This is a genomic window from Streptomyces sp. AM8-1-1, from assembly GCF_032229325.1.
Lineage (GTDB): Bacteria > Actinomycetota > Actinomycetes > Streptomycetales > Streptomycetaceae > Streptomyces > Streptomyces achmelvichensis.
On the sequence record NZ_CP135086.1, the window covers coordinates 5,305,741 to 5,330,546 of the forward strand.

General features: G+C 71.0%; 20 protein-coding genes and 1 pseudogene. 13 read left to right on the forward strand and 8 right to left on the reverse strand.

What is annotated here, in order from left to right; genetic code table 11:
* Nucleotides 1-68: 68 nt before the first annotated feature.
* Nucleotides 69-449 carry a hypothetical protein gene (locus tag RPQ07_RS23905; protein ID WP_413777772.1) on the forward strand — a complete coding sequence of 127 codons (381 nt, stop codon included), beginning with the start codon at nucleotides 69-71 and terminating at the stop codon, nucleotides 447-449.
* Nucleotides 450-614: 165 nt separating this feature from the next.
* The gene (locus tag RPQ07_RS23910; RefSeq protein ID WP_313946223.1) at nucleotides 615-2,048 is read left to right on the forward strand and encodes a S28 family serine protease; all 1,434 of its coding nucleotides are present in this window, start codon (nucleotides 615-617) and stop codon (nucleotides 2,046-2,048) included.
* A gap of 32 nt (nucleotides 2,049-2,080) precedes the next feature.
* Here RPQ07_RS23910 and RPQ07_RS23915 read toward each other — a convergent pair whose 3' ends face one another.
* Together RPQ07_RS23915 and RPQ07_RS23920 are read right to left on the reverse strand one after the other, a co-directional pair.
* On the reverse strand, nucleotides 2,081-2,710 hold the full coding sequence (locus tag RPQ07_RS23915; protein ID WP_313946224.1) for a hypothetical protein: 630 nt from the start codon (nucleotides 2,708-2,710) through the stop codon (nucleotides 2,081-2,083).
* 134 nt (nucleotides 2,711-2,844) lie between these two features.
* Nucleotides 2,845-4,668: a glycoside hydrolase family 3 protein gene (locus tag RPQ07_RS23920; RefSeq protein ID WP_313946225.1), complete on the reverse strand. Its 1,824-nt coding sequence runs from the start codon at nucleotides 4,666-4,668 to the stop codon at nucleotides 2,845-2,847.
* A 470-nt stretch (nucleotides 4,669-5,138) separates the two neighbouring features.
* Here RPQ07_RS23920 and RPQ07_RS23925 point away from each other — a divergent pair, with 470 nt between their 5' ends.
* Nucleotides 5,139-6,074: a helix-turn-helix domain-containing GNAT family N-acetyltransferase gene (locus RPQ07_RS23925; protein WP_313946226.1), complete on the forward strand. Its 936-nt coding sequence runs from the start codon at nucleotides 5,139-5,141 to the stop codon at nucleotides 6,072-6,074.
* Nucleotides 6,071-6,844 (forward strand): annotated as a pseudogene (locus RPQ07_RS23930) (sugar phosphate isomerase/epimerase family protein); the annotation flags it as partial. The gene RPQ07_RS23925 and the pseudogene RPQ07_RS23930, both read left to right, overlap by 4 nt.
* On the opposite strand, the gene RPQ07_RS23935 reads toward RPQ07_RS23930, so the two are convergent.
* Nucleotides 6,735-7,691, reverse strand: coding sequence for an EamA family transporter (locus RPQ07_RS23935; protein ID WP_313946227.1), 957 nt, complete (start codon nucleotides 7,689-7,691; stop codon nucleotides 6,735-6,737). The pseudogene RPQ07_RS23930 and the gene RPQ07_RS23935 overlap by 110 nt on opposite strands.
* Before the next feature lie 88 nt (nucleotides 7,692-7,779).
* On the opposite strand from RPQ07_RS23935, the gene RPQ07_RS23940 reads away from it, so the two are divergent.
* Nucleotides 7,780-8,673: a LysR family transcriptional regulator gene (locus tag RPQ07_RS23940; protein ID WP_313946228.1), complete on the forward strand. Its 894-nt coding sequence runs from the start codon at nucleotides 7,780-7,782 to the stop codon at nucleotides 8,671-8,673.
* A 615-nt stretch (nucleotides 8,674-9,288) separates the two neighbouring features.
* On the opposite strand, the gene RPQ07_RS23945 is transcribed toward RPQ07_RS23940, so the two are convergent.
* Complete coding sequence (locus RPQ07_RS23945) at nucleotides 9,289-10,350, reverse strand: LacI family DNA-binding transcriptional regulator (protein WP_313946229.1); 1,062 nt, start codon at nucleotides 10,348-10,350, stop codon at nucleotides 9,289-9,291.
* A gap of 157 nt (nucleotides 10,351-10,507) precedes the next feature.
* Here RPQ07_RS23945 and RPQ07_RS23950 point away from each other — a divergent pair, with 157 nt between their 5' ends.
* The 8 genes from RPQ07_RS23950 to RPQ07_RS23985 all read left to right on the forward strand — a co-directional run bounded on the left by RPQ07_RS23950 (nucleotide 10,508) and on the right by RPQ07_RS23985 (nucleotide 20,012).
* Nucleotides 10,508-11,659, forward strand: coding sequence for a Gfo/Idh/MocA family oxidoreductase (locus RPQ07_RS23950; RefSeq protein WP_313946230.1), 1,152 nt, complete (start codon nucleotides 10,508-10,510; stop codon nucleotides 11,657-11,659).
* Nucleotides 11,656-12,822: a dihydrodipicolinate synthase family protein gene (locus RPQ07_RS23955; protein ID WP_313946231.1), complete on the forward strand. Its 1,167-nt coding sequence runs from the start codon at nucleotides 11,656-11,658 to the stop codon at nucleotides 12,820-12,822. Before RPQ07_RS23950 ends, RPQ07_RS23955 begins: the two co-directional genes overlap by 4 nt.
* Nucleotides 12,819-13,649, forward strand: a complete 831-nt coding sequence (locus tag RPQ07_RS23960) for a sugar phosphate isomerase/epimerase family protein (RefSeq protein ID WP_313946232.1) — start codon at nucleotides 12,819-12,821, stop codon at nucleotides 13,647-13,649. The genes RPQ07_RS23955 and RPQ07_RS23960 overlap by 4 nt, the downstream gene beginning before the upstream one ends.
* Nucleotides 13,650-13,764: 115 nt before the next feature.
* Nucleotides 13,765-14,370, forward strand: coding sequence for a hypothetical protein (locus RPQ07_RS23965; protein WP_313946233.1), 606 nt, complete (start codon nucleotides 13,765-13,767; stop codon nucleotides 14,368-14,370).
* Between the two features lie 91 nt (nucleotides 14,371-14,461).
* Nucleotides 14,462-15,016, forward strand: coding sequence for a SigE family RNA polymerase sigma factor (locus RPQ07_RS23970; protein ID WP_313946234.1), 555 nt, complete (start codon nucleotides 14,462-14,464; stop codon nucleotides 15,014-15,016).
* Nucleotides 15,013-15,687 (forward strand): hypothetical protein, encoded by a 675-nt coding sequence (locus RPQ07_RS23975; protein WP_313946235.1) that lies wholly within the window; start codon nucleotides 15,013-15,015, stop codon nucleotides 15,685-15,687. The genes RPQ07_RS23970 and RPQ07_RS23975 overlap by 4 nt, the downstream gene beginning before the upstream one ends.
* Before the next feature lie 592 nt (nucleotides 15,688-16,279).
* Nucleotides 16,280-18,484: an ATP-dependent RecD-like DNA helicase gene (locus RPQ07_RS23980; protein WP_313946236.1), complete on the forward strand. Its 2,205-nt coding sequence runs from the start codon at nucleotides 16,280-16,282 to the stop codon at nucleotides 18,482-18,484.
* A 217-nt stretch (nucleotides 18,485-18,701) separates the two neighbouring features.
* Nucleotides 18,702-20,012, forward strand: coding sequence for a citrate synthase (locus RPQ07_RS23985; RefSeq protein WP_383245874.1), 1,311 nt, complete (start codon nucleotides 18,702-18,704; stop codon nucleotides 20,010-20,012).
* Nucleotides 20,013-20,429: 417 nt separating this feature from the next.
* Here RPQ07_RS23985 and RPQ07_RS23990 read toward each other — a convergent pair whose 3' ends face one another.
* The 4 genes from RPQ07_RS23990 to RPQ07_RS24005 form a co-directional block, all read right to left on the reverse strand.
* Nucleotides 20,430-22,685, reverse strand: a complete 2,256-nt coding sequence (locus RPQ07_RS23990) for a heavy metal translocating P-type ATPase (RefSeq protein ID WP_313946238.1) — start codon at nucleotides 22,683-22,685, stop codon at nucleotides 20,430-20,432.
* Between the two features lie 108 nt (nucleotides 22,686-22,793).
* Nucleotides 22,794-23,102 (reverse strand): heavy-metal-associated domain-containing protein, encoded by a 309-nt coding sequence (locus RPQ07_RS23995; protein ID WP_313946239.1) that lies wholly within the window; start codon nucleotides 23,100-23,102, stop codon nucleotides 22,794-22,796.
* A gap of 253 nt (nucleotides 23,103-23,355) precedes the next feature.
* Nucleotides 23,356-23,556, reverse strand: a complete 201-nt coding sequence (locus tag RPQ07_RS24000; protein ID WP_313946240.1) for a helix-turn-helix transcriptional regulator — start codon at nucleotides 23,554-23,556, stop codon at nucleotides 23,356-23,358.
* 214 nt (nucleotides 23,557-23,770) lie between these two features.
* Complete coding sequence (locus tag RPQ07_RS24005; RefSeq protein ID WP_313946241.1) at nucleotides 23,771-24,682, reverse strand: sugar phosphate isomerase/epimerase; 912 nt, start codon at nucleotides 24,680-24,682, stop codon at nucleotides 23,771-23,773.
* Between the last annotated feature and the right edge of the window lie 124 nt (nucleotides 24,683-24,806).

Below are 24,806 nucleotides of genomic sequence, written 5' to 3' on the forward strand. Positions count from 1 at the left end.
CGTACGCATGTACGGGGCTGTGACGAGGGGGCGCAAAGGTGTTCGGTGGGACGGGGACGACCAGGCCGGTGAGGCGACTGCTGGCGCAGTTCCTCGCGGTGCTGATGGCCGTGGGGGCGCTGTCCCTCGCCGGGCCCGGTACGCAGAGCGCGGAGGCCGTCGCCTCGGGCTGCTCGGGGCGGGCGCAGAAGACCGTGCGGTTCCCGGGCGGCGAGCTGCGCGTCTACAAGAACCGGAACTACGCCTGCGCCATGACGGTCGCGAGCAACCCCGGGGCCCGGCGGGCGATGTCCGTCTCGCTGCAGGCCCGCGGCGGCCGCGCGGCCGTCGACCGCGGCACCTTCACCCGCCAGGCGGGACCCGTCACCGTGCACGCGCTCAACCGCTGCGTCCGGGCCACCGGTGCCATCGCCGGGGTCTCCCGCTCCACCGGCTGGATCCTGTGCTGACCCGCCGTCGCCCTGTGTCCCCCTCCACCCCCTGACCTGCCGTCGCCCCGTGTCCCCGTCCATCCCCTGACCTGCCGTCGGTTACCCGGAGGTCAACTGGGGGTGGCCAGCCGGGCATTGCCCCGCTAGGTTCACCGCGTCACAGGTGAACCAAGGGGAGGGTGAATGAGCAAGGCGCTCAGATGGCTGCTGTCGCTCGTGGTGCTCATAGGCACGATGAGCGCAGCCGGTGCGACGGCGGGTGCGGCTACCGCCGCGGAGCCTGCGCCCGGCACGGACATCAAGGACCGGATCCTCGCGATTCCGGGCATGAGTCTCATCGAGGAGAAGCCGTACACCGGGTACCGGTTCTTCGTCCTCAACTACACACAGCCGGTCGACCACCGGCACCCGGGCAAGGGGACCTTCAAGCAGCGGATCACCCTGCTGCACAAGGACACCAACCGGCCCACGGTCATGTTCACCTCCGGCTACAACGTGAACACCACACCTCGCCGCAGTGAGCCGACGGCCATCATCGACGGCAACCAGGTCTCCGTGGAGTACCGCTTCTTCACGCCGTCCCGTCCCGAACCGGCCGACTGGTCGAAGCTGGACATCTGGCAGGCCGCCAGCGACCAGCACCGTCTCTTCACCGCGCTGAAGAAGGTGTACGCCAAGAAGTGGCTCACCACCGGCGGCTCCAAGGGCGGTATGACGGCGACGTACTACGAGCGCTTCTACCCGCGCGACATGGACGGCGTCGTCGCCTACGTGGCCCCCAACGACGTGAAGAACAACGAGGACTCGGCCTACGACCGCTTCCTCGCGGGCGTCGGCACCGCCGAATGCCGCACCAAGCTCAACAACGTGCAGCGTGAGGCGCTGATCCGCCGCAAGCAGCTGGCGGCGATCTACACCCAGTACGCCGCCGACAACGGCTACACCTTCACGACGGTCGGCTCGCAGGACAAGGCCTTCGAGGCCGTCGTCCTCGACTACACCTGGGCGTTCTGGCAGTACAGCCTGCTGGCGGACTGCGAAGCGATCCCGGTCGCCAAGACCGCGACGGACCAGCAGATCTGGGACAGCATCGACGCGATCTCCGGGTTCTCCTTCTACACGGACCAGGGCCTCGCGCCGTACACGCCGTACTACTACCAGGCCGGCACCGAGCTGGGCTCGCCCGACATCAAGCAGCCGCACCTCAAGGGCCTGAGCCGGTACGGCTACCAGCCGCCGCGGAACTTCGTGCCGCGCGACATCCCGATGCGCTTCAAGCCGTTCGTCATGGACGACGTCGACCACTGGGTGCGCAACAACGCCCAGCGGATGATGTTCGTCTACGGTGAGAACGACCCGTGGGGCGCCGAGAAGTTCCGGGTGGGCAAGGGTGCCCGTGACAGCTATGTCTACGTCGCTCCGGGCGCCAACCACGGTGCCGCCGTGGGCGCTCTGGTCGCCGACCAGAAGGCCGCCGCCACCGCCTCCATCCTGAAGTGGGCGGGCGTGGCCCCGGCCACCGTCCAGCAGGACGAGGCCAAGGCGAAGCGCCTGACGGCGTACGACGCGAAGCTCGACAAGCGTGACATCGAGCGGGAGCCGTCCCTGCGGCCGTGATGCCGCCGCGTGGGCTGTGCCCGCCGTGTCACTCACACACGGCGGGCACAGCCCACCGCCTTGTCCCCGCCCAGATGCACGTACAGGGCCGTCGACTTCGGGCACTGCGCCTTCTCGGCCCGGGCGGATGCGACCGTGAACTCGGGCCGGTGGTCGCCCGATCCGTCGCAGGCCGTCTCCTTCACCCGTCCCTCGGCCGCGGTGTACACGCAGTCGCCCACCAGGGTGTGCGGACCGCCGCCCCCGCCCGGGTCTCCCGGGTGCGGCGGCAGGAGATTGCGCATACAGGCGTAGCCCTGCCCCACATCGCCGTCGCCGTCCTCGTCGGCCGACGAGTGCCCCTCGGAGATGTGCAGGACGAAGTCGGTGGGTCCGGGACAGGCCGGCCCGGTCGAGGACCGGCCGCCGTACCGCGCGAGGACCCGGGCCGCCGCCCGCTCACCGGCGCACGGCACCTCGGCGAAGTCCCGGGCGCGCGAGGCACAGTCGCCCCGCCCCAGGAAGACCGTTCCGTAGCCCGGTGAGGGGGACGCGGCGGCCGAACCGGACGGTGTCCCGGCCGCGGCCGGCCCGCCCGCCGTCTGCAGACAGCCGGCCGTCAGGACGACCAGCACGAGTACGAGGGCGCTCACCGCGCCCGCGGACCGCCGAATTCCTGCCATACGGACCCCCCGGGCATCCGGCCGTACGGCCGGTGCGTCCAGGGTGGCCCGCCGAAGCGGGCCACGCCAGCCGCACGGAAGGCCGCAGGACGATTGCCGGTGGTGCGCCGGTGGCAGTGGCCGGATGAGATACGTCAGTCGTACGACAAACCGTGTCCCACGGGATACAGCACCTGGCCCGGGTCGCCCGCCCGCGGTACGGGTACGGGCAGCCGGCCCTCGGGATCGGCGCGGCCCGCGACGACCCGCGCCGCCGCCCGCAGTTCGACATCGGTCCAGCAGTACGTGGCGAGCGCCGCCGGCACACCACCGAGGTGGGCGATGTCGTACGGGTTGCGGATGGCCAGCGCCACCACCGGCACACCGGTCGCCACCAGCCGGGTCACCAGCGTGCGCTGGGTGCTGGTGGCGGTGACGTTGTAGGTGGCGACGACGATCGCGTCCTTGCCGCTCGCCGCCGCCACCGCCTCGTCGATCTTCGCCGTGGCCGGCGCCGTACCGGTGGACAGGGCCGTGGCGGTGAAGCCCAGTTCGGTGAAGGCCTTCGCCAGCACCGCGGTCGGTGGCCCGGTCGTCCCGGTCGGGGAGGCGGGATCCGCGCCGACGACGAGCAGCCGGGGCTCACGGCGGCGGCTGAGCGGCAGCAGCCCGCGCTCGTTGACGAGCAGGGTCGTCGTGCCGTCGGCGATCCGGTCCGCGGCGGCCAGATGGGCGCGCGTGCCGACCTTGCGCTCCACGCTCCCCTCCGAGACGAACGGCCGGCGGAACAGCCCCAGACGCTCCTTGAGACGCAGGATCCGCAGGATCGATTCGTCGAGGCGATCGACGGTCAGCTCGCCGCCCTTGACGGCGTTCAGTACCGCGTTCCAGGCGACGGCCAGGTCCGGCGGGTTGAGCAACTGGTCCACGCCCGCCTTCAGCGCGAGCACCGGCACCCGGTGGTCCCCGTACTTGTCGCGCACGCCCTGCATGTTGAGCGCGTCGGTCACCACCACCCCGTCGTAGCCGAGTTCCTCGCGCAGGATGCCGGTGAGGATGGGGCGGGAGAGGGTGGCGGGGTCGTTGCTCGGATCCAGGGCGGGGAACTGGATGTGCGCCGTCATGATCGAGTCGACCCCGGCGCCGATCGCCGCGCGGAACGGCGGGGCGTCGATCTCCTCCCACTCCTGGCGGGTGTGGGTGATGACCGGGATACCGGTGTGGCTGTCGACGGTCGTGTCACCGTGGCCGGGGAAATGCTTCGACGTCGCGGCCACGCCGGCGCCGCGGTAGCCGCGGACCTGGGCGGCGACCATCCGGGCGACGGCGTCGGGGTCGGAGCCGAAGGAGCGCACCCCGATGACGGGGTTGGCCGGGTTGACGTTGACGTCCGCGACGGGCGCGTAGTTCTGGAGGATGCCCATGGCGGCCAGTTCGGCCCCGGCGATCTCCGCCGCGCTGCGGGCGTCCGACCGCGAGCCGGCGGCCCCCAGGGCCATCGCTCCGGGCAGCAGCGTGGCGGGCCTGCCCACCCGCGCGACAATGCCGTGCTCCTGGTCCGTGGAGATCAGCAGCGGCAGGGGAGTGGGCTGGCCGAGGCCCGCGCGCTGGATGCCATTGGACAGCCCGGCGATCTGGCGGGGATCGCGGGTGTTGTGCGCCCAGGCGAAGTAGATGATGCCGCCGACGTGGTACTTGGCGATCAGCTCGGCGGCCGTGCGGACGCCCATCTCCTTGAGGTTCAGGTCGATGTCGGCCTGGTCGGGCGCGGTCGCGGAGTGCCCGTACACCCGCATGACGAAGAGCTGGCCGACCTTCTCCTCGAGGCTCATCCGGGAGATCAGGCGTTTCAGCCGGTCTCGGTGGTCATGGGACACGGCTTCGGCGGCGTAGGCGGGGACCGCGGCGGCACTCGCCGCCACGGCGGTGGCAGCGGTCGCGCTGAGAAGGGTGCGTCTGGAGAGGCTCCGGTCGTGCATGGGTGCTCCTTCCGGCCTTGCTCGACAAGGGAGTTGAAGGAAACTTCCAAAGCACACGGATAGCCCGAAAATTACTGCCAGGTCAAGGGTGCGGCAAGGAAAAGGGCGCGCGCCGTGCGAAAGGTCACCGGTACGGAGGCCGCCACCGGCGCTTCGGGAGGGGGCGCACCGGTGGCGGCGGGGCCGCTGGCCGCAGACGGCGGGAGAGGGAGGGACCGACGCTCGCGGGTGGAGCAGCGAGGGTCGACGCCGCACTGCGGGTCGCATCCAGCGGAGTGGCGGGTTAGACGGAAATGAGGGAGGGCGGGTTGCCTCGCCGGCCGGAACTGGTGCGGGAGGGAGAGATGAGTTGCCTGTGACTCCGGCGCCTCGGTCCGCCGCCCCGAGGTGCCGGGACCGCGCCGCTCTTGCCCCGACGGCCATCCGGGCCTAGCGTTGACTCAGTCAAGGAAAATGCTGGGAGCCCCCTCATGCCGATCCAGGAGATCCGCGCGTTCAACCGCTTCTACACCAACCTCATCGGCGCGCTCGACTACAGCAAGCACCTCTACACGCCGTACACCCTCACCGAGTCCCGCGTCCTCTACGAGCTCGCCCACAGCCCCCGGACCGACGCCGCCGACCTGCGCGCCGAGCTGTCCCTCGACGCCGGGTACCTGAGCCGGCTCCTCGCCAAGTTCGAGCGGGACGGGCTCGTGGCGCGCGCGCCGTCCGAGAGGGACCCGCGGCGGCAGAGCATCACCCTCACCCCCCAGGGCCGCGAAGCCGCCGCCCTGCTGGACGAGCGCTCGCGCGAGGCCGTGGGGACCCTCATCGGCGGGGTCACCGCGGAGGACCGTACCCGGCTGGTCGCGTCGATGCGGACCGTGCGCGAGATCCTCACGCCCGGCCGGCCCGCCCACCGCGAGGGCCCGGTACTGCGCGACCCGCGCCCCGGCGACCTCGGCTGGATCGTCCAGCGGCACGGCGCCCTGTACGCGGCGGAGTACGGGTGGAACGCCGACTTCGAGGGTCTCGTCGCCCGTATCGTCGCCGACTTCGCCCAGGACCACGATCCCCACCTGGAACGGGTGTGGATCGCCGAGCTGGACGGACGTCCGGTGGGCTCGGTGATGTGCGTACGGGACGACGCCCCCGCCACCGCTCGGCTGCGGCTGCTGCTGGTGGAACCCGAGGCGCGCGGGCACGGGCTCGGCGACGGACTCGTGCGCTCGGTGGTGGATTTCGCCCGCGAAGTGGGGTACCGGGAACTGGTGCTGTGGACCAACGACGTACTGACCGGAGCCCGCCGGATCTACCAGCGGGCCGGGTTCACCCTCGTCGCCGAGAAACCGCACCGCTCGTACGGAGTGGATCTGGTCGGCCAGGACTGGCGGCTGCCCCTGCAGGAAGGAACGGTCAAGTGAAGTTCGCCTTCTCGACGCTCGGAGTGCCGGGCATGCCCATCCGGGACGTGGTCCAGCTGGCCGCCGACACCGGGTACCAGGGGGTGGAGCTGCGGGCCGACCGCGAGGAGCCGGTGCACCCGGGGCTCGGGGCCGCCGAACGGGCCGCCGTCGCCGACGAGTTCTCCCGGGCCGGTGTCGAGATCCTCGCGGTCTGCGGGTACACCGGCCTCGCGGCCCCCGGTGAGGACGCGGCCGTGATCCAGGAGGTCGAGGAGCTGCTGCGGCTCGCCAAGGACGTCGGCGCGCCGCATGTGCGCGTCTTCCCCGGCGGGGAGGGCCAGGACCCGGCGAAGGCGGAGGCCGTCGCCGCCCGCCGGCTCGGCGCGGCCGCCGAGACCGCGGCCGGGCTCGGCGTACGGATCCTGGTCGAGACCCACGACTCCCACCGGACCGGCGCCGGCGTATCCCGCATCCTCGGACCGGTCGGCCATCTGTACGCGGGCGCGATCTGGGACGTGGTGCACCCCTGGCTGGAGGGTGAGGAGCCGGCGGTCGCCCATGCCGCGCTCTCCCCGTTCCTCGGCTACGTCCAGGTCAAGGACGTGGCCTCGGCCGACGACCTCGCCCCGCTGCCGCTCGGCACCGGTGTGCTGCCGCTCGCCGAGTGCCTGGCCCAGCTCACCGACGAGACGTGGCTGAGCTGGGAGTACGAGAAGCGCTGGCATCCGGAGGCAGCGGACCTGCCGGCACTGCTGGCGCCGGGACGGATGCATCTGGAGCAGCTGCTCGCGACAGCGAGGTGAGCGCGACACCACCGACGAGGAGCACCGCGGCGCCCCAGCGCAGCGGGCTCACCGACTCGTCCAGCAGCAGCGCGGCGGACGTCATGCCGAAGACGGGCACGAGCAGCGAGAAGGGCGCGACGGCGGAGGCGGGGTAGCGGCGCAGCAGGAACCCCCAGGCCCCGAAGCCGAACACGGTCGCGCCCCAGGCCACGTAGACGATGGTCCCGGCGCCGCTCCAGTCGAGGGACCGCAGGGCGTCCAGATCCGCCGAGGGCCCCTCAAAGAGCAGCGAGAGCGCGAGGAGCGGCAGTACGGGGACCACGGACACCCAGACCATGAAGTTCAGGGCGTCCGGCGGGGACGCCTTGCGGGTCAGCACATTGGACACACCCCAGCAGGCAGCAGCCGCGACGACGAGCACAAAGCCGAGCAGCGGCCCCGACGTCCCTTCGTCGACGGCGGCCAGGGCGATGCCGCCCAGCGCCACGGCCATGCCCAGGATCCGCGCCCTGCCCGGCCGCTCGGCGAGCACGACCGCGGCGAGGACGGCCGTGAACACCGCCTGGATCTGGAGCACGAGCGACGACAGCCCCGCCGGCATTCCCCGGTCCATGCCGATGAACAGCAGCCCGAACTTCGCGACCCCGAGGGCCAGTCCGACGCCGATCAGCCACTTCCAGGCGACCTTGGGGCGGCCCACGAAGAAGACGGCGGGCAGCGCGGCCACCAGGAAGCGCAGCGCGGAGAACAACAGCGGCGGGAAGTGCCCGAGGCCGAGTTCGATGACGACGAAGTTGACTCCCCAGACCGCGGCGACGGTCACGGCGAGTGCCATGTGTACGGGACGCATGGGTCGAGGATCACGGGCCCGGACCATGTAGCACCAGCGCGGGTTTCTTCATGGTGGAATTGAGCGTTGCTTACGAATGGGAGCGGTCGTGCTCGATCTGGGACGCCTGCGGGCACTGCACGCGGTCGCCGTGCACGGTTCGGTGGCCGCCGCGGCGACCGCGCTCGGGTACACCCCGTCCGCGGTGTCGCAGCAGATCACCAAGCTGGAGCGGGAGACGCGGACGACGCTGCTGGAGCGGCGGGGACGGGGGGTTGCGCTCACCGACGAGGCGAAGCACCTCGCGGGGACGGCCGAGGAACTGCTCGCGATCGTGGAACGCGCGGAGACGACGCTGGAGGAACGGCGCGGGCAGCCCACCGGCCGGCTCACGATCGCCGCGTTCCCGTCCGCCGCGCGCGGACTGATGCCGGGTGTCCTCGCCGAACTGGCCCGGCTGCACCCCACCCTCGACGCGCGCCTCACCGAGGTCGACCCGCATCTGTCCGTCGGCCTCGTGGCCCGCGGGATGACCGACCTCGCGGTCGCCCACGACTGGGACATCGCCCCACTGCCCGCGCCGGACGGCGTCGAACAAGCACACCTCGGCGACGACCTGTGCGATCTGCTGGTGCCGGAGGGGCATCCGCTGGCGTCCCTGACCTCGGTACGCCGTGAGGACCTGGCCGGTCAGCGCTGGATCTGCCAGCCGCCGGGCACGGTCTGCCACGACTGGCTGATACGGACGCTCCGGGCGACGGGGAACGAGCCGGACCTCGTCCACCAGGCGGAGGAGAACCACACCCAACTAGCGCTGGTGGCGGCGGGGCTGGGGATCGCGGTGATGCCGCGGCTGGGGCGGGGGGCGCTGCCGGAGGGGGTACGGGAGGTGCCACTGACGCCGGTGCCGAGGCGGAGGCTGTACGCGCTGTGGCGGGAGGGAGCGGCGAGACGCCCGTCGATCGCGGCGACGGTGGCGGCGCTGCGGGGTGCGTGCGGCTGAGCCACGGGTGCGGGTTCTTGTGGTGCGGGTTCTTGTCCGGTGCGGGTGCTTGTGTGCGGGTGCTGGGTGCGGGTTCTTTGTCCGGTGCGGGTTCTTGTGGTGCGGCTGCGCCGGGTTGGTGGGTGGGTGCGGGGTTCGGGTTCTCCGGAGGGGGGTGTCCGGACTGCTTTCTCACCGCGCTTCGCGCGAGTTGCTGAAGCTTTGACGTCCGGACACCCCCCTCCTGCGCCCCCGCCCCCCTCCCGACGTCCCCGCGACCCTCCGTCCGTCCGGGACGAGGTCCCCTAGACAGGGGTGCGCTGCGAGGGTGCGGTGAGACGAGGGGCGTACGGCCCTGGCCGCGTTCAGGGACGGGGACGTGCAGGGGTCGTGTCCGGGACGTCAAAGCGCCCGCAACTCGCGCGAAGCGCGGTGAGGACCGCAGTCCCGGACATGACCCCGGAACGGCACCGGGACAGCAACCGCACAACCGGCCGCGCCACAACCACCTGACGGCCGAGCCGCAGGAACCCGCACCGAACAAGCGGTTGAGCCATAAGGGCCCGAGCCACAAACACCCGCACTGAACAAGTGGCCCAGCCGCAGCGAACCGAACACGCGGCTACGCCGCAAGGGTCAGACCTTCGGCCGCCCCGTCGACTCCCTCGCCATCAGCTCCGCTCCGATCGTCGCGATACCCCCCGGCGGCGCCGCCTCCCGCCCCATCGCCAGCCGCCCCGCCCGCGCCCCCGCCTCGTACAGCGGCAGTCGAACCGTCGTCAGCGCCGGCACCGCGTCCACCGAGAACGGCAGGTCGTCGAAGCCGGCGACCGAGATGTCCTCGGGGATGCGCAGGCCCTGGTCGCGCAGGGCCGCGCACGCGCCCAGTGCCACCGTGTCGTTCGCGGCGACGATCGCCGTCAGGGCCGGGTCGCGCCGCAGGAGTTCGAGGGTCGCGTCGTAGCCGGACTGCCGCGCGTACGGGCCGTGCACGGTGAGCCGGTCCTGGTCCTCGGTTATGCCCGCCGCGGCCAGCGCGGCCCGGTGGCCCTCCAGCCGGTGACGGGTGGTGGTGCGTTCCGTCGGCCCGGCGACGTATCCGATGCGCCGGTGGCCGAGCGACAGCAGATGCTCCGTCAGCCGCCGTCCGCCGCCCCGGTTGTCGAAGGCGAGCGCAGCCACGATCGACTCGCTGCCCGGCAGGGGCGGCCGCCCGCACAGCACGACCCGGGTCCCCGCGTCCGCGAGTTTCGCCAGCTTCGAGGACATGGCCGCGATGTGCGCGGGATCCTCCAGCGCGCCGCCGGTGAGGACGACGGCCGCCGCCCGCTGCCGCTGGAGCAGGGTGAGGTAGGTGAGCTCGCGGTCCGGTGAGCCATTGGTGTTGCAGACGACGGCGAGTTTCTCGCCGCCCGCGCGCCCGGTGCCCTCCTGTCCGCCGATCTCCGTCTGCGCGGCGCCGGCCATGATCCCGAAGAAGGGGTCGGCGATGTCGTTGACGAGGATGCCGACGAGGTCGGAGGTGGCGGCGGCGAGTGAGCTGGCGGGCCCGTTCAGGACGTAGTCGAGTTCGTCGACGGCGCGCAGGACCCGCTCCCGCGTCGACGCCGCGACGGGGTAGTTGCCGTTGAGCACGCGCGACACGGTGGCCGGGGACACCCGAGCGCGCGCCGCGACGTCCGACAGGGTGACTGTCATCGCTTTCCTCCGCGGGAGATGGAACAGAGCCCTTGTCCGGGTCACTGTCGGCAGGCTAGCGTCATACCGCGTAGAAAGCGCTTGCTACAGCGGTATCGAGGCAACAAGGCCATAAAGAGGGAACCGTCCGGGGATCGAGGGACATGGAGGCATCTTCGTGACACGCAGGACAGTGCGGATCGCCATGAACGGCGTGACCGGACGGATGGGATACCGCCAGCATCTGGTGCGCTCCCTGCTCGCCATCCGCGAACAGGGCGGTCTCGATCTCGGGGACGGCGAGACGCTGTGGCCGGAGCCCGTTCTCGTCGGGCGCCGTGAGCACGCGCTGCGCGACATCGCCGAACGGCACGGACTGGAGCACTGGACGACCGACCTGGACGCCGTGCTGGCCGACGACAGCGTGGACATCTACTTCGACGCGCAGGTCACCTCCGCCCGCGTCCCCGCCATCAAGCAGGCCATCGCGGCGGGCAAGCACATCTACACCGAGAAGCCGACCGCGACCGACCTCGCCGGCGCCCTGGAGCTGGCCCGTCTCGCGGATGCCGCCGGCATCCGGCACGGCGTCGTCCAGGACAAGATCTTCCTGCCGGGGCTGCTGAAGCTGAAGCGCCTCGTGGAGGGCGGCTTCTTCGGCGAGATCCTGTCCGTACGGGGCGAGTTCGGCTATTGGGTCTTCGAGGGCGACTGGCAGGAGGCCCAGCGCCCCTCGTGGAACTACCGATCCGAGGACGGCGGCGGCATCGCCGTCGACATGTTCCCGCACTGGGAGTACGTACTGCACGGTCTCTTCGGCCGGGTCACCAGTGTGAGCGCGCAGGTCGCCACGCACATCCCGCAGCGCTGGGACGAGCGCGGCAAGCCGTACGAGGCGACCGCGGACGACGCGGCATACGCGATCTTCCAGCTGGAGGGCGGGGCCGTCGCCCAGATCAACTCCTCCTGGGCGGTGCGGGTCATGCGCGACGAACTCGTGGAGTTCCAGGTCGACGGCACCCATGGCTCGGCGGTCGCGGGGCTGCGCCGCTGCCGCGTCCAGCACCGCTCCGCCACCCCGAAGCCGGTGTGGAACCCCGATCTGCCGGCCACCGAACCCTTCCGCGACCAGTGGCAGGAGATCCCGGACAACACGGAGTTCGAGAACGGGTTCAAGGCGCAGTGGGAGCTCTTCCTGCGCCATGTGGCGCTCGGCGAGCCCTACCACTGGGATCTGCTCGCCGGCGCGCGCGGTGTGCAGCTCGCCGAGCTCGCTCTCAGGTCGTCGGCCGAGGGCCGTCGCTTCGAGGTCCCGGAGCTGACCCTGTGATCCGACTCCCGGGCGCCGACGGCCGGTTGCGCGCGCACACCCCGCGGGCCGAACCCGCGGACTTCACCCTCCCGGGAGGAGCGGGTGGAACCCCGCCCGCCTCCCGTACGGTCTTCTCCGCGGCGCACGTCGTGGCCGACCCGTACGCCGACACCGGCCCGGATTCACCCGCCGCCGTCGACTGGGACGCCACGCTCGCCTTCCGCCGCCATCTGTGGTCGCACGGCCTGGGCGTCGCCGAGGCCATGGACACCGCCCAGCGGGGGATGGGCCTGGACTGGGCGGGCGCGGCGGAGCTGATCCGGCGCTCGGCCGCCGAGGCGCGGGCGGTGGGCGGCCGGATCGCCTGCGGCGCGGGGACCGACCAGCTGACCGGCCCTGCGGACCTCGCGGCGGTACGGGCGGCGTACGAGGAACAGCTCGCCCTCGTCGAGTCCACCGGCGCGGGCGCGATCCTGATGGCGTCCCGCGCGCTGTCCGCGGCGGCGGCCTCGGCGGACGACTACCTCAACCTCTACGGACACCTGCTGCGCCAGGCCTCCGAGCCGGTGATCCTGCACTGGCTCGGGCCGATGTTCGACCCGGCGCTGGAGGGCTACTGGGGAAGCGCCGACCTCGACACCGCCACGGACACCTTCCTGGAGGTCGTCGCAGCCCACCCCGACAAGGTGGACGGCATCAAGGTGTCGCTGCTGGACGCACGCCGGGAGGTGGAGCTGCGCCGTCGCCTTCCGCCGGGTGTGCGCTGCTACACGGGCGACGACTTCCACTACCCGGAGCTGATCGCCGGAGACGAACGCGGCTTCAGCCACGCGCTGCTCGGCATCTTCGACCCGCTGGGACCGCTGGCGGCGGAGGCGGTACGGGTGCTGGACACCGGGGACACGGAGGGCTTCCGCAAGCTCCTCGACCCGACGGTCGACCTCTCCCGCCATCTCTTCCAGGCACCCACGCGCTTCTACAAGACCGGTGTGGTGTTCCTGGCGTGGCTCGCCGGGCACCAGTCGCACTTCACGATGGTCGGCGGCCTCCAGTCGGCGCGCTCGCTGCCCCATCTCGCGCGGGCGTACGAACTGGCCGACGGGCTCGGCCTGTTCCCCGACCCGGTCCTGGCCGAGGGGCGCATGCGGTCCCTGCTCGATGTGTACGGAGTCAGCGCATGACCGGTCCGCGCCGCTTCAGCATCAACCAGATGACCGTGAAGCAGCTGTCCCTGCCCGAACTGACCAAGTCCTGCCTGCGGCTGGGCGTTTCCGGGGTCGGCCTGTGGCGCGAGCCCGTCCGGTCGTACGGCGTCGCGGCGACGGCCGCGCTCGTCCGCGACGCCGGTCTCGCGGTCACCAGCCTGTGCCGCGGCGGCTTCTTCACCGCGATCGACCCCGCCGAGCGGGCACGTGCGCTCGACGACAACCGCGTGGCGATCGACGAGGCCGCGGCCCTGGGCACGGACACCCTGGTCCTCGTCTCCGGCGGACTGCCGCCGGGCAGCAGCGACTTGGCCGGAGCCCGCGAGCGGATCGCGGACGCGCTGTCGGTCCTCGCACCGTACGCGGGGGAGCGGGGCGTACGGCTGGCGATCGAACCGCTGCACCCGATGTACGCGGCGGACCGCTGTGTCGTCTCCACCCTGACCCAGGCCCTCGCGCTCGCCGGGCGGTTCCCGTCGTCGCAGGTGGGCGTGGTGGTGGACACGTACCACATCTGGTGGGACGACACGGCCCCGGACGCGGTCGTGCGGGCGGGCGCGGAAGGCCGCATCCATGCCTTTCAACTCGCCGACTGGACCACACCGTTGCCCGCCGGCGTGCTCAACGGCCGGGGCCAGATCGGCGACGGGTCGATCGACATGCGCGCATGGCGCAGCCGGGTGGACGCGGCGGGCTACAGCGGCCCGATCGAGGTCGAGCTGTTCAACGAGGAGCTGTGGGCGCGGGACGGTGAGGAGGTGCTGGCGGAGACAGCGCATCGCTTCACCGAGCACGTGCTCTGACCGCTCCCGGGAAAGCCGCCGAGAAACTTCGGCTGCCATGACATAGACGCCAGGGCCGGACGCCGTCTGACAGATGTAGGCGTATCCGGATCGTGTTCGATCACCTGGAGGAAGCATGAGCAGAAGGCGGCTTGCCATCGTGGGAGCGGTGGCGCTGGTTCTGGCGGCCGGCGGCGGGACGGCCATCGCGGTCGACCGGGCGGCCCCGCCCGCCGCCCCGGTGACCGCACAGAACGGGCCGGCACCGGCCGCCGCTGCGGCGCAGCCCCGGGCGAAGTCCCCGTCCGCGACCGGGCCGCGCGTCGTACGTCCGTACCAGCCCGTCGACATCGGCCGCGGCGCGAAGATGGGGCTGCTTCCCGAGGGCCGGCAGAACTACGTGGTCAGCTACGACGACTTCGCGGCCGATGTCGAGGAGGCCAAGAAGTACCCCGGCAGCAGCATCCGCCCCAACAGCCTCAGCGGCGGCATCGGCACCGAGGGCGACGACATCCTCTTCACCGGCGCCTACCGTACGGACACGGTGCCCGCGCGCACGACCGTGCGCATCGGCAAGGGCCCGGAGACCGAGGCGGCGATGCTGCGGCTGCCGGGCAGGCCCGGCTGGGGCACGTACTACCTCGACCGGCCCGGAGCCGGACCGTGGCGGGAGCCCGTCACGGTCACCGCGTACGACGGCGGCGGCGCGGTGCTGGCGACCCTGACCTTCGCTCCCCGGTAGGCCCGGTGCCGCGCCGCCGGGCCCGTACAGGGGTCGGGCACGCCGGCGCGGCCCCCCGACGGCGAACAGCGGCCCCGACAGAGGACCCTGATTGAAGACGAGCGCGGAGGCGGACTTCCGGGCATTCGTGGTCAGCCGCTGGCCACGGATGCTCCGGACGGCCCGGCTCCTGACCGGACATCACCACGACGCGGAGGACCTGGTGCAGGCAGCCCTGGCCAAGGCGTATGTGAAGTGGGAGCGCATCCAGCGCACCGACGACCCCGACGCCTACGTCTGGCGCATCATGATCAACGCCAATGTGGACCGGCTCCGGCGTACGCGGGCACGGGAGTGGCTCACCACCCGCTTCCCGGAGACCGCGGCCCCGGACCGCACCGAGGGCATCGCCGAACGGAGCGCGCTCGTCCAGGCGCTCGACCGGCTGCCGCCCCGGCAGCGTGCCGTGATCGTGCTGCGGTATCTGGAGGACCGCACCGAATCGGAGGTGGCCCGGCTGCTCGGCACCCGCATCGGCACGGTCCGCAGCCACGGCGCGCGTGCCCTGCGCCGCCTCCGCGGTGAGCCGGGGGTGGCCCGTGAGCCCGCGGGGGCGTCCGCGAACGGCAGGGCGGCCCGTGGGACACCGAAGGAGCCGCGTCCGTGAACGACGATCTGCGCATCGGCGACGCCCTGCGACGCGAGGCGGACGCCGACCCCGTGGGGCCCGCCCCGGTCGACGAGGTACTGCGCCGGGGCCGCATGGCCCGCACACGGCGACGGGCGGCCGTGGCCGGTACGACGACGGTCACGGCGGCACTCGCCGTGCTGGCGTACGCCGGGTTCGGCAGCGCCCATGTGTCCCCCTCCCCGGCGCCGCCGGCCACCGCCCCCGCCCCGTCGGCATCCAGCGGCCGGGCGGGTGTCCGGACCCTCGAGCCGTACGAAGTGGCCGGTATCGGCCACGGTCTGAAGATGGTGCTGCTGCCCGAGGGCAAGCAGAACTACGTCGTTCCGGAGGGCGACATCGAGCAGGCGATCGCGACGGCCCGGCAGTTGCCGGGCGACAACATCCGGCCCGACAGTGTGAGCGGTGGCCTGTCGAGCGGCGAGGGCCTCGTCCACGGCGCCTTCCGCACGGACAGCCCGCCGGCCCGCATCGTGATCCGGGTGGCCGACAAGGAGTACGAGGCGGGCGTCCTGAGCCTGCGCGGAGAGCCCGACTGGGGTACGTACTACGCCTTTCCGGGCCCCGAGGTGATGCAGAAGGGCTACGCGGTGACGGTCTACGCGGCCGACGGCAGCGTCCTGGTCCAGGACCGGTTCAACGCCAAATGAGCCGGGCGGGAGTGCGGGAGCGGCCCGCGGATACGGCCGTCGACTGGATCCGGGAGTTCCGGAAAAATTACCGGCCGCAGTCGTACAACCCTTTACCAGTCACGTCGGTCATACCTGTCATCAAGGCTCCCGGGGGGGATCTGGGGGGATCCGGGGAGTCCTTGAGGGAGGGGAAATGGAGGGGCCCGGCCTTACGGCCGGGCCCCTCGACGTCCCGGAAGCCGTACCGCCGCCGCGCGGACGGGAGTTGTCCACAGGCCGCCCGCTCAGTCCGGCCCCGACAGCGGACCGCGACCGGGCCGGCGGGGAGCGACTTCCGGATGCCACGAGCCAACTCGAGCATGCCGGTCGGCGATTGCACCGGAAAGCCGCATTCGAGCACCGTGCCGTGAGAGATGCCGTGGAACTCCTTCGTCACCGGGAGAACGGCCGAGAACTGCTCGGCGGTCATGGTCGCGTCGTGGGCGCTGGGGCCGCCGTTGTCGTCGGAGACGATCACGACGCTCCTTGTCCGGACGGCGGCGAGAACCGTGGACCTCGCATGTGTCCACAGGCCGCCCGTGTTGTCCGACCCCGGCGGTAGCGTCGGATCATGTCCAATCCAGCAGTGGTCGAAGGGGTCCTCGAGCGGATCACCTACGCCAACGAGGAGAACGGGTACACGGTCGCCCGCGTCGACACCGGACGCGGCGCCGATCTCCTCACGGTCGTCGGCTCGCTGCTCGGCGCGCAGCCGGGCGAGTCCCTGCGCATGGAGGGCCGCTGGGGCTCCCATCCGCAGTACGGCAAGCAGTTCACCGTGGAGAACTACACCACCGTCCTCCCGGCCACCGTCCAGGGCATACGCCGTTACCTCGGCTCCGGTCTGATCAAGGGCATCGGCCCGCGGATCGCCGAGCGCATCGTCGACCATTTCGGCATCGAGACCCTCGACATCATCGAGCGGGAGCCGAAGAAACTCATCGAGGTCCCCGGACTCGGCCCGAAGCGGACCATGTTGATCGGTGCCGCCTGGGAGGAACAGAAGGCCATCAAGGAGGTCATGATCTTCCTCCAGGGTGTCGGCGTCTCCACCTCCATCGCCGTGCGCATCTACAAGAAGTACGGGGACGCCTCGATCTCGGTCGTGAAGAACCAGCCCTACCGCCTAGCGGCCGACGTGTGGGGCATCGGCTTCCTCACCGCCGACAAGATCGCCCAGGCCGTCGGCATACCCCACGACAGCCCGGAGCGGGTCAAGGCCGGCCTCCAGTACGCCCTGTCCCAGTCGACCGACCAGGGCCACTGCTTCCTGCCCGAGGAGCAGTTGATCGCGGACGCCGTGAAGCTCCTCCAGGTGGACACCGGCCTGGTCATCGAGTGCCTCGCCGAGCTCGCGGCCGACGAGGAGGGGGTCGTGCGGGAAAGCGTGCCCGGGGCGGACGGGGGCGAGGCGGTGACCGCCGTCTATCTGGTGCCCTTCCACCGTGCCGAGATCTCCCTGGCCGCCCAGGTGAACCGGCTGCTGCGCACCGACGAGGACCGGATGCCGGGCTTCCGGGACGTCGTGTGGGACAAAGCGCTCGCCTGGCTCGCCGACCGCACCGGCGCCGCGCTGGCTCCCGAGCAGGAGGCCGCGGTGCGACTCGCGCTCACCAGCAAGGTCGCCGTGCTCACCGGTGGCCCCGGCTGCGGAAAGTCCTTCACCGTGCGGTCGGTGGTGGAGCTGGCCCGCGCCAAGAAGGCGAAGGTGGTGCTGGCCGCCCCCACCGGCCGCGCGGCCAAGCGGCTCTCGGAGCTGACCGGGGCGGAGGCGTCCACCGTCCACCGGCTGCTGGAACTCAGACCGGGCGGCGACGCGGCATACGACCGTGACCGCCCGCTCGACGCCGATCTGGTCGTCGTGGACGAGGCGTCCATGCTCGATCTGCTGCTGGCCAACAAGCTGGTCAAGGCCGTCGCACCGGGGGCGCACCTGCTGCTCGTCGGGGACGTCGACCAGTTGCCGAGCGTGGGCGCGGGCGAGGTGCTGCGGGATCTGCTCGCGGACGGCGGCCCGGTGCCCCATGTCCGCCTCACCCGGATCTTCCGGCAGGCCCAGCAGTCCGGTGTGGTGACCAACGCCCACCGCATCAACTCCGGTCTTCCGCCGATCACTTCGGGGCTCTCCGACTTCTTCCTCTTCGTCGAGGACGAGACGGAGGACGCGGGAAGGGTCACCGTGGACGTGGCGGCCCGTCGGATTCCGGCCAAGTTCGGGCTCGACCCGCGGCGGGATGTGCAGGTTCTGGCGCCCATGCACCGGGGCCCGGCGGGTGCGGGCACCCTCAACGGTCTGCTGCAACAGGCCATTACGCCCGCCCGGCCGGATCTCCCCGAGAAGCGTTTCGGTGGACGGGTCTTCCGGGTCGGCGACAAGGTCACCCAGATTCGCAACAATTACGAGAAGGGAAAGAACGGCGTCTTCAACGGCACGGTCGGCGTGGTCACCTCGCTCCAGCCGGATGATCAGCGGCTGACGGTGCTGACGGACGAGGACGAGGAGGTTGTGTACGACTTCGACGAGCTGGACGAGCTGGCCCACGCGTACGCCGTGACCATCCACCGCTCCCAGGGCAGCGAATACCCGGCGGTGGTGATCCCGGTCACCACCGGAGCATGGATGATGCTTCAGCGGAACCTCCTCTACACGGCGGTCACCCGGGCCAAGAAGCTCGTCGTGCTCGTCGGCTCCCGCAAGGCGATAGGACAGGCAGTGCGCACCGTTTCCGCAGGCAGACGCTTCACCGCGCTCGACCACCGGCTGACCGGCGGCTGAGCCGTCCGGGCATCGGCCGGCCGGGGGAGCCTCCGGCCCCGCGGGGTGGGAAATGCCACCCCGGCTTCCGGAACCAGGGCGAAGGGGGCAAGATGAGCAGGTTGGCGGCACTGAGTGCCGCCGATAGGCCCATTGGTCGACCCCGAGTGCACTCTCCTGAGCCAAATGGGGGATGGTAGAGACAGTCAGGGCACCTCGAAGAAGAGGCACTACGTCGGTGAGGGATGACGTGAGCGACAACGCTAATAGCGCAGTAGTACTGCGGTACGCGGACGGTGAATACACCTACCCGGTGGTCGACAGCACCGTCGGTGACAAGGGCTTCGACATCGGGAAGCTCCGAGCCCAGACCGGTCTGGTGACCCTGGACAGTGGCTACGGCAACACCGCCGCCTATAAATCCGCGATCACCTATCTCGACGGTGAGCAGGGGATTCTGCGGTACCGCGGTTACCCCATCGAGCAGCTGGCCGAGCGCTCCACCTTCCTCGAGGTGGCGTACCTGCTGATCAACGGTGAGCTGCCGACGGTCGACGAGCTGTCCGCCTTCAAGGGCGAGATCACCCAGCACACGCTGCTGCACGAGGACGTCAAGCGGTTCTTCGACGGCTTCCCGCGTGACGCCCACCCGATGGCGATGCTGTCCTCCGTGGTCAGTGCGCTGTCGACGTTCTACCAGGACAGCCACAACCCGTTCGACGAGAAGCAGCGCCACCTCTCGACGATCCGGCTGCTCGCCAAGCTTCCGACGATCGCGGCATACGCCTACAAGAAGTCGATCGGGCACCCCTTCGTCTACCCGCGCAACGACCTCGGGTACGTGGAGAACTTCCTGCGGATGACCTTCTCGGTCCCGGCCCAGGAGTACGACCTGGACCCGGTCGTGGTCTCGGCGCTCGACAAGCTGCTGATCCTGCACGCGGACCACGAGCAGAACTGTTCGACGTCCACCGTGCGTCTGGTCGGCTCCTCGCAGGCGAACATGTTCGCCTCGATCTCCGCCGGCATCAGCGCCCTGTGGGGCCCGCTGCACGGCGGCGCCAACCAGTCGGTGCTGGAGATGCTCGAGGGCATCAAGGCCAACGGCGGCGACGTCGACTCCTTCATCCGCAAGGTGAAGAACAAGGAGGACGGCGTCCGCCTGATGGGCTTCGGCCACCGCGTCTACAAGAGCTTCGACCCCCGGGCGAAGATCATCAAGGCGGCGGCGCACGACGTCCTCTCGGCCCTCGGCAAGTCCGACGAGCTGCTGGACATCGCGCTGAAGCTCGAGGAGCACGCGCTCTCCGACGACTACTTCGTCTCGCGCAACCTCTACCCGAACGTGGACTTCTACACGGGTCTCATCTACCGGGCCATGGGCTTCCCGACCGAGATGTTCACCGTGCTCTTCGCGATCGGCCGGCTGCCCGGCTGGATCGCCCAGTGGCACGAGATGATCAAGGAGCCGGGTTCCCGCATCGGCCGCCCGCGCCAGATCTACACCGGCGAGGTCCTGCGTGACTTCGTCCCGGTCGAGGCTCGCTGAAGCGACCGTCCCGACCAGGGGACCGGTCACTCCTGAGAAGGTGATCCGGCCGGCCCCGCCGAGGCTGCGTACGTAACGGAAAGCGCCCCGCTGCCGATCCCCCCACGGGTCGGCGGGCGGGGCGCTTCCCATATCCCCGGAGCGGATTCCCCCCACGGGATCCGGCCGGGCGTCTCTGCCGGGTGGGCAGAAGTTCCTCGCGGTCTGCCGGGGTACGCACGCACGGGAGGGCCGCTCAAAGCTCCCCGGGCACGTGCCCCGGCCAACGCTTGCCTGAGACGTCCCCCAAGACATCCCATGAACGTCCCCCAAGACGTTCTCGGCATCGCCCATTCAGACTCGCGAGGAGCCTTAATGGTTACCCCTAAATATCTGTGATCTAGGTCTCTTTGTGAAGGTCCTGTGACCCACATGTAGTCATCGGAAAGAGCGTAGACGCAGGCTGTTGGTCACCACAAATACGGACGAAAAGGCCATGGCCAGACCGGCGATCATGGGGTTGAGCAGGCCAAACGCCGCGAGGGGCAGGGCGGCGAGGTTGTAGCCGAAGGCCCAGAAAAGATTGCCGATGATTGTGGCAAGAGTCCGACGGGCGAGACGGATGGCGTCGGCCGCGGCCCTCAGGTCGCCCCGTACGAGTGTGAGGTCACCGGCCTCGATGGCGGCGTCCGTCCCCGTGCCCATGGCCAGACCGAGGTCCGCCGTGGCGAGGGCGGCCGCGTCGTTCACCCCGTCGCCGACCATGGCCACCCGGCGGCCCTGTGCCTGGAGGCGCCGGACCACCTCCACCTTCTCCTCCGGCATCACCTCGGCATGCACCTCGTCGATGCCGACCTCGGCCGCGACCGCCTCGGCGACCGCCCGGCTGTCGCCCGTCAGCAGCACCGGCGTGAGGCCGAGGTCCCGCAGACGGGCGACGGCCTCGGCGCTCGTGTCCCGGACCGTGTCGGCGACCGTGAGGGCGCCGAACACCTTGCCGTCCCGGGCCGCGAAGACCGCCGTACGGCCGTCCGCCGCGACGGAGCGCAGCGCGGGCGGCACTTCCACACCCGCGTCCTCCAGCAGGCGTGCACGGCCCACCAGGACGTCGTGGCCGTCGACCGTGCCGCGTACGCCGAGGCCGGGAAGGTTCTCGAACGACGACGGGACGGGCAGCGTGCCCACCCGCTCCGCGGCGCCCGCCGCGATCGCCCGGGCGACGGGATGCTCGGAGGCGTGCTCCAGGGCACCCGCGAGACGCAGCAGCTCGCTCCCGGCCCCCTCGTCACCCGGCTCCACGGTGTGGACGCCCTTGAGGCTCATCGTGCCGGTGGTCACCGTGCCGGTCTTGTCGAGGACGACGGTGTCGACGGTGCGGGTGGCCTCCAGGACCTCGGGACCCTTGATGAGGATGCCGAGCTGGGCGCCCCGCCCGGTGCCGACCATGAGCGCGGTCGGCGTGGCCAGCCCGAGCGCACAGGGGCAGGCGATGATCAGCACGGCGACGGCCGCGGTGAACGCGGCGGTCGGGCCCGCTCCGCTGCCCAGCCAGAACCCGAGGGTGAGCAGCGCGAGGACGATGACGACGGGAACGAAGACGGCCGAGATCCGGTCGGCCAGACGCTGCACGTCCGCCTTGCCGCTCTGGGCGTCCTCCACGAGCTTGGCCATGCGGGCCAGCCGGGTGTCCGCGCCGACCCGGGTGGCCTCGACGACAAGGCGGCCCCCGACGTTCACACAGCCGCCGGTGACCGGGTCGCCGGCCGCCACGTCCACCGGTACCGACTCGCCGGTCAGCAGGGAGGCGTCGACGGCGGACGTGCCCTCCACGACCGTGCCGTCGGTGGCGATCTTCTCGCCCGGGCGGACGACGAATCGGTCACCGGCCGCCAGCCGGCCGATCGGTATCCGCGTCTCCGTGCCGTCCCGCAACAAGGCCACGTCCTTGGCGCCCAGTTCCATCAGGGCACGCAGTGCCGCGCCGGCCTTCCGCTTGGAGCGGGCCTCCAGATAGCGGCCGAGCAGGAGGAAGGTCACCACACCGGCGGTGACTTCGAGATAGATCGTGGACGCGCCGTCGGTACGCGAGGCCGTCAGGTCGAAGCCGTGCCGCATGCCCGGCATCCCGGCGTGACCGAGGAACAGGGCCCACAGCGACCAGCCGAAGGCGGCCAGCGTGCCGAGGGAGACCAGAGTGTCCATGCTGGCGGCGCCGTGCCGCAGATTGGTCCAGGTGGCCCGGTGGAAGGGCAGCGCGCCCCAGACGGCGACCGGCGCGGCGAGCGTCAGGGAGAGCCACTGCCAGTTGTCGAACTGAAGGGCCGGGACCATCGCCATCAGGACCACCGGCACGGACAGCACGGCGGAGACGACGAGGCGCTGCCGGAGCGCGGCCGACTCCGGGTCGCCCACGCCGCTGTCGGGACTGCCGGTGCCGGTGCTGCCGGCGCCGGCCGAGATCTCGGGTTCCGGCGCCGGGGGCGGCGGCTCCTCGGCCGTGTACCCGGTCTTCACGACGGTGGCGATCAGGTCGCTCACCTTCAGGTCCGGCGGACAGGAGATCCGGGCCTTCTCCGTCGCGTAGTTGACCGTGGCCTCGACCCCCTCCATGCGGTTGAGCTTCTTCTCCACGCGAGCGGCGCAGGAGGCACAGGTCATCCCGCCGATGGTGAGTTCGACCTGGGTCGTGTGCACGGACGTTTCCACGGTGGGGACTCCAGACAACGGCGCCGGGCCGTACCCCGACCAGTGTGCGACTGGTCGGGGCCGGCCCGGCGGAAGACTGATCGAGCGGCCTGCGTGTCAGGCGAGGCCGACGAGCTCGTACCCGGCCTCGTCGACGGCGTCGCGCACGGCGGCCTCGTCCAGGGGTGCCTCGGAGACGACGGTCACCTGGCCGGTCGCGGCGACGGCCTTGACGGAGGTGACGCCCGGGAGTCCGGAGATCTCACCGGAGACGGCACCTTCGCAGTGGCCGCAGGTCATGCCGGTGACCTGGTAGACCGTCGTGACGCCGCCGATCTGCACGTCGGCCGCACCGCTGCCGCAGGCGCCGCCGCCGCAGCAGCCGGATGCGGGGGCGGTCGGGGAAGTCTCGGTCTCCGCGGTCATGTCGTTCTCCTCGGGGTGCTTGAGGGGGGTACTCAAGGTGTACCAGAGGCCTCCGGGGCTGCGGAGGCGGTGGCATCTTCACCATACTATACCCCTAGGGGGTACTGAGGGATGCGGTGACATGTGCCTCTCGCGCCCTTCTGCGGCCCGTTTCCGCCTCCACCGACACATACGACGAAGTCCCGCACCCGGGGGGTGCGGGACGGGGGTGGGGCTCGGCGCGGCGGGACGGGGGCGCCCGGCCGGCGCGCGGTCATTCGGTTCTGCGGCTCCTGTTTCCGGGGCGGTTGGCCACCCAGACGCGGATCGTGTCCGCGTACCAGTAGGGCTTGCCGGTCTCCACATGGTCGGGCGGCGGGAGAAGGCCGTGCTTGCGATAGGAGCGGACCGTGTCCGGCTGCACCTTGATGTGTGCGGCGATCTCCTTGTAGGACCAGAGTCTTCTGTCCGTCATCTGTGGGGCACCTCCCTGTGTGCGCGACAGCGGCGGCCGGGGGGCCGTCGGGGGAGCTGCCGCGCGGGCGCTGGTGATCACTGAGCCTGTGCCCGATGAACGACGGCGACTGGAGGGAAGAGTGGGGCTGTTGAGCGCCTGTGACGGAAAACCCGCGTAATGGAGACATGTGTGATCGCCGTGCAACAACGGTGACAGAAGCGACGCCTGGGTCTCAGGCGCCGCAAGAGCGCAGGAATCGGCGCGTCCGTCGGGCGATCGGGAAGGGCTTGTCCGGCGAGCACGGGTACATGTCCTGCTCGACGATGGCGAAGAGCTCCACGTCCAGGGCCTGTGCCGCGGTCAGGACGGGCTCCAGCGCGGGGATGCCGGACGGCGGCTCGCACATCACGCCCCGGCCGACCGCGGGGCCGAACGGGACCTCGTCCGCGACGACTTCGGCGAGGATGTCCGGATCCACCTGCTTCAGATGGAGATAGCCGATCCGCTCGCCGTAGGTCTCGATCAGCTTGACGCTGTCACCGCCGCAGTAGGCGTAGTGCCCCGTGTCCAGACAGAGCGAGACCAGGGCGGGGTCGGTCGCGTCGAGGAAGCGGGCGACGTTCTCCTCGCTGTCGACATGGGTGTCCGCGTGCGGATGGACGACGATCTTCAGTCCGTAGCGCTCGCGCACCTCATGGCCCAGCCGTTCGGTCTGAGTGGTCAGATCGCGCCACTGCTCCGGCGTGAGCGTGCGGTCCTCCAGCACCTCGCCGGTCTTGTCGTCCCGCCAGAACGAGGGGATGACGACCAGGTGTTCGGCGCCCATGGCCCGGGTGAGCGCGGCGATGTCGGAGACGTGCGCCCAGGTCTTCTCCCAGACCGACGGGCCGTGGTGCAGTCCCGTGAAGACCGTGCCGGCCGAGACCTTCAGCCCCCGGCGGGCGGTCTCCTCGGCGAGACGGGCGGGGTCGCTGGGGAGATAGCCGTACGGTCCGAGCTCGATCCATTCGTAACCGGCGTCGGCCACCTCGTCGAGGAAGCGCTGCCAGGGGACCTGCTGGGGATCGTCGGGGAACCACACCCCCCAGGAATCGGGGGCCGATCCGACCCGGATGCGGTTCAGGGAGGGTACGGAGGAGGTCATGCGGCCGAGCTTTCCGGCCGTCGCGGAAGGGTGTCAAGCCTTCGTCCGAATGTCAGGACAAAATGTTGACAGGGCTCAGGAAGGAGCATTAGACCTGGGGGCAGCCGGCGTCGAAGTGAAGGGA

What these genes read in the sequence shown, in the direction of transcription:
- RPQ07_RS23910 (WP_313946223.1), top strand. Translation starts at nt 615, where the DNA reads ATGAGCAAGGCGCTCAGATGGCTGCTGTCGCTCGTGGTGCTCATAGGC.
- RPQ07_RS23915 (WP_313946224.1), bottom strand. Translation starts at nt 2,710, where the DNA reads ATGGCAGGAATTCGGCGGTCCGCGGGCGCGGTGAGCGCCCTCGTACTC.
- RPQ07_RS23920 (WP_313946225.1), bottom strand. Translation starts at nt 4,668, where the DNA reads ATGCACGACCGGAGCCTCTCCAGACGCACCCTTCTCAGCGCGACCGCT.
- RPQ07_RS23925 (WP_313946226.1), top strand. Translation starts at nt 5,139, where the DNA reads ATGCCGATCCAGGAGATCCGCGCGTTCAACCGCTTCTACACCAACCTC.
- RPQ07_RS23935 (WP_313946227.1), bottom strand. Translation starts at nt 7,691, where the DNA reads ATGCGTCCCGTACACATGGCACTCGCCGTGACCGTCGCCGCGGTCTGG.
- RPQ07_RS23945 (WP_313946229.1), bottom strand. Translation starts at nt 10,350, where the DNA reads ATGACAGTCACCCTGTCGGACGTCGCGGCGCGCGCTCGGGTGTCCCCG.
- RPQ07_RS23960 (WP_313946232.1), top strand. Translation starts at nt 12,819, where the DNA reads ATGACCGGTCCGCGCCGCTTCAGCATCAACCAGATGACCGTGAAGCAG.
- RPQ07_RS23965 (WP_313946233.1), top strand. Translation starts at nt 13,765, where the DNA reads ATGAGCAGAAGGCGGCTTGCCATCGTGGGAGCGGTGGCGCTGGTTCTG.
- RPQ07_RS23980 (WP_313946236.1), top strand. Translation starts at nt 16,280, where the DNA reads ATGTCCAATCCAGCAGTGGTCGAAGGGGTCCTCGAGCGGATCACCTAC.
- RPQ07_RS23995 (WP_313946239.1), bottom strand. Translation starts at nt 23,102, where the DNA reads ATGACCGCGGAGACCGAGACTTCCCCGACCGCCCCCGCATCCGGCTGC.
- RPQ07_RS24000 (WP_313946240.1), bottom strand. Translation starts at nt 23,556, where the DNA reads ATGACGGACAGAAGACTCTGGTCCTACAAGGAGATCGCCGCACACATC.
- RPQ07_RS24005 (WP_313946241.1), bottom strand. Translation starts at nt 24,682, where the DNA reads ATGACCTCCTCCGTACCCTCCCTGAACCGCATCCGGGTCGGATCGGCC.